2 protein-coding genes are annotated in these 2873 nt (G+C 62.0%); both read left to right on the forward strand.

Features of this window, described 5'->3' with window-relative positions:
* Positions 1 to 155 precede the first annotated feature (155 nt).
* Complete coding sequence (pvdM, locus tag ACREPD_RS22010; protein WP_431601269.1) at positions 156 to 1505, forward strand: pyoverdine-tailoring dipeptidase-like protein PvdM; 1350 nt, start codon at positions 156 to 158, stop codon at positions 1503 to 1505.
* A gap of 30 nt (positions 1506 to 1535) precedes the next feature.
* Positions 1536 to 2816 (forward strand): aminotransferase class V-fold PLP-dependent enzyme, encoded by a 1281-nt coding sequence (locus ACREPD_RS22015; RefSeq protein ID WP_431601270.1) that lies wholly within the window; start codon positions 1536 to 1538, stop codon positions 2814 to 2816.
* Positions 2817 to 2873: the final 57 nt, after the last annotated feature.

A 2873-nucleotide genomic window follows, 5' to 3' on the forward strand; every position in this document is an offset into this window, starting at 1 on the left:
GGGGATCTCCAGTGTTCACTCGATCAGTGTGGGAGCGAGCTTGCTCGCGATGAGGCCCGCATAGACACCTAAATTATTGGATCAGCCATACGTTCCCCCCAGATAGCAAAGGCCCCTGCGCCTGATCCCCGACGGCGAACCTGACTGAGACGGCAATGACAAAACCACGTTCGAAAAAGGCTCTTTTCATCGGCCTGCCGCTGGCCCTGGCGATCAGCGCGGGTGCAGGCCTTGCAGCCTGGGATTACTGGTTCAAGGACAATCCCGGCTACCCGGTCAAGGTGATGAAACAGGCCGATCAATTACAGGAGCGCATCCTCTCGTTCGACAGCCACATCACCGTGCCCATGGACTTCGGCACCGCCGGCAACGAAGTCGACAAGGACGGCGAAGGCCAGTTCGACCTGGTCAAGACCGGCCGCGGGCGCCTGTCCGGTGCGGCGCTGACGATCTTCGGCTGGCCGGAAATATGGAACGGCGCCAACGCCCCTCATCGGCCTACTGCCGGCTTCGTCGACGAGGCCCGACACGAGCAGGAAACCCGCTACAGGATCATCAGCGCGATGGTGCGTGACTTCCCCAATCAGGTGGCAATCGCCTACTCCCCCGACGATTTCCGGCGCCTGCATGGCGAAGGCAAGTTCGCGATCTTCATCAGCATGCTCAACGCCTACCCGCTGGGCAATGACCTCAACGCCCTGGACCAGTGGGCCGCGCGAGGCATGCGCATGTTCGGCTTCAGCTACGTGGGCAACAACGCCTGGGCCGATTCGTCGCGGCCGTTGCCGTTCTTCAATGACTCGCGCGATGCCCTTGGCGGGCTGTCGGACATTGGCAAACAGGCGGTCCATCGCCTGAATGACCTGGGCGTGATCATCGATGTGTCGCAGATGTCGACCAAGGCCCTGGAGCAAGTCGCGCAACTGAGCCGCACGCCGATGGTCGCCTCCCACTCGGCACCCCGAGCGCTGGTGGACATCCCGCGCAACCTCAGCGACCCGGAAATGCAGTTGATCAAGAACAGCGGCGGCGTGGTGCAGATTGTCGGCTTCCCGACCTACATCCGCCCGCTGAGCCAGGCCACCCTGGACAAGCTCAATGCCCTGCGCGCGCGCTTCGACCTGCAACCGCTGCAAGGCCTGGAGATGGCCCTGATGCCCGGCGATCCGGTGATCACCGTCTGGCCCGAGCAGCGTTTCGGCGAATACGCCAGCCAGCTCTACTCGATCCTAGACAAAGAACCCAAGGCCTCCCTCAAGGACTACGGCGATGCGATCGATTACGCCGTGAAGAAAATCGGCATCGACCACGTCGGCATCAGTTCCGACTTCAACGACGGCGGCGGCCTCGACGGCTGGAAAGACGTCAGCGAGGCCCGCAACGTGACCGCAGAACTGATCAGCCGCGGCTACAGTGAAGCCGACATCGCCAAACTCTGGGGCGGCAACTTCCTGCGGGTCTGGGACCAGGTGCAGAAATCTTCCCGGCCTGTGGTGCAGAACTGATTTTTCCTTTTGCCAAAGCGAACCGAATCCATGACCAACCGTCGTTCATTCCTCAAGCAGGCCGGCATTCTGGCGGCCGGCATTCCCCTGGCCTCGGCCATCAATCTGCCCGCACAGGCTGCAAGCCCCGCGCCGTTGCCCAAGGACAAATGGGACCAGTTGCGCCAACTGTTCACGCAGGACCCGAACTACCTGCACTTCGCCAACTTCCTGGTGACCTCGCACCCGCGCCCGGTGCGTGAAGCCATCGAGATGCACCGCGCCAACCTCGATCGCAACCCCGGCCTGGCCATGGACTGGCATCGCGGCGAAACCGAACGCCGCGAAGAGGACGTGCGCGTGTGGGCCGGACGCTACCTGAAAGCCAAGCCGTCGCAGATCGCCCTGACCGGCAGCACCACCGAAGGCCTGGCGATGATCTACGCCGGCATCCACGTGCGCCCGGACCAGGAAATCCTCACCAGCGAACACGAGCACTACGCCGCCAACAGCGTGTTCGAATACCGCACCCAGAAGGACGGCACCAGGGTTCGCAAGATCAGATTGTTCGAAGACCCGTACAAGGTCTCGACCGCCGAAGTGCTGGCCGCGATTGAACGCAACATCCGCCCCGAGACCCGCGTACTGGGCATGACCTGGGTGCATTCCGGCAGCGGCGTGAAGCTGCCCATCGGCGAGATCGGCAAACTGGTGGCCGAGAAAAACCGTGGCCGCGCAGACAAGGACCGCATCCTCTACGTGATCGATGGCGTACACGGCTTCGGCGTGGAGAACGTCGATTTTCCGGACATGCATTGCGACTTTTTCATCGCCGGCACCCACAAATGGATGTTCGGCCCACGGGGCACCGGGATCATCTGCGCCCGCTCCGACGAGCTCAAGGACGTGACCCCGACCATCCCGACCTTCTCTGAAGCCACCCAGTTTTCCACCGTGATGACCTACGGCGGCTACCACTCGTTCGAACACCGCTGGGCACTGACCGAAGCTTTCAAATTGCACCTGGAGCTGGGCAAGGCCGAGGTCGCGACGCGCATCCACGCCATCAACAGCTACCTGAAGAAGCGTTTGCAGGAGCATCCGTCGGTGGAGCTGGTCACACCGCTGTCGCCGGAGTATTCCGCCGGTTTCACCTTCTTCCGCATCAAGCACCAGGACTGCGAAGAGGTCGCCAATTACCTGATGGACCGCCGCGTGGTGTGCGATGCCGTGGACCGTGATGTCGGGCCGATCATTCGTGTTTCGCCGGGGCTGCTCAATACCGAAGCGCACATCGACCAGTTGATGGAGCTGATGGCCAGCAAGCTCTGAACCGCCGATTCCCTTTAGCGAGAACCCTTATGAAAAACATCCTGAACAGGCAGCACC

Origin of the sequence: Stenotrophomonas sp., assembly GCF_050737075.1 — a bacterium.
GTDB lineage: Bacteria > Pseudomonadota > Gammaproteobacteria > Xanthomonadales > Xanthomonadaceae > Stenotrophomonas.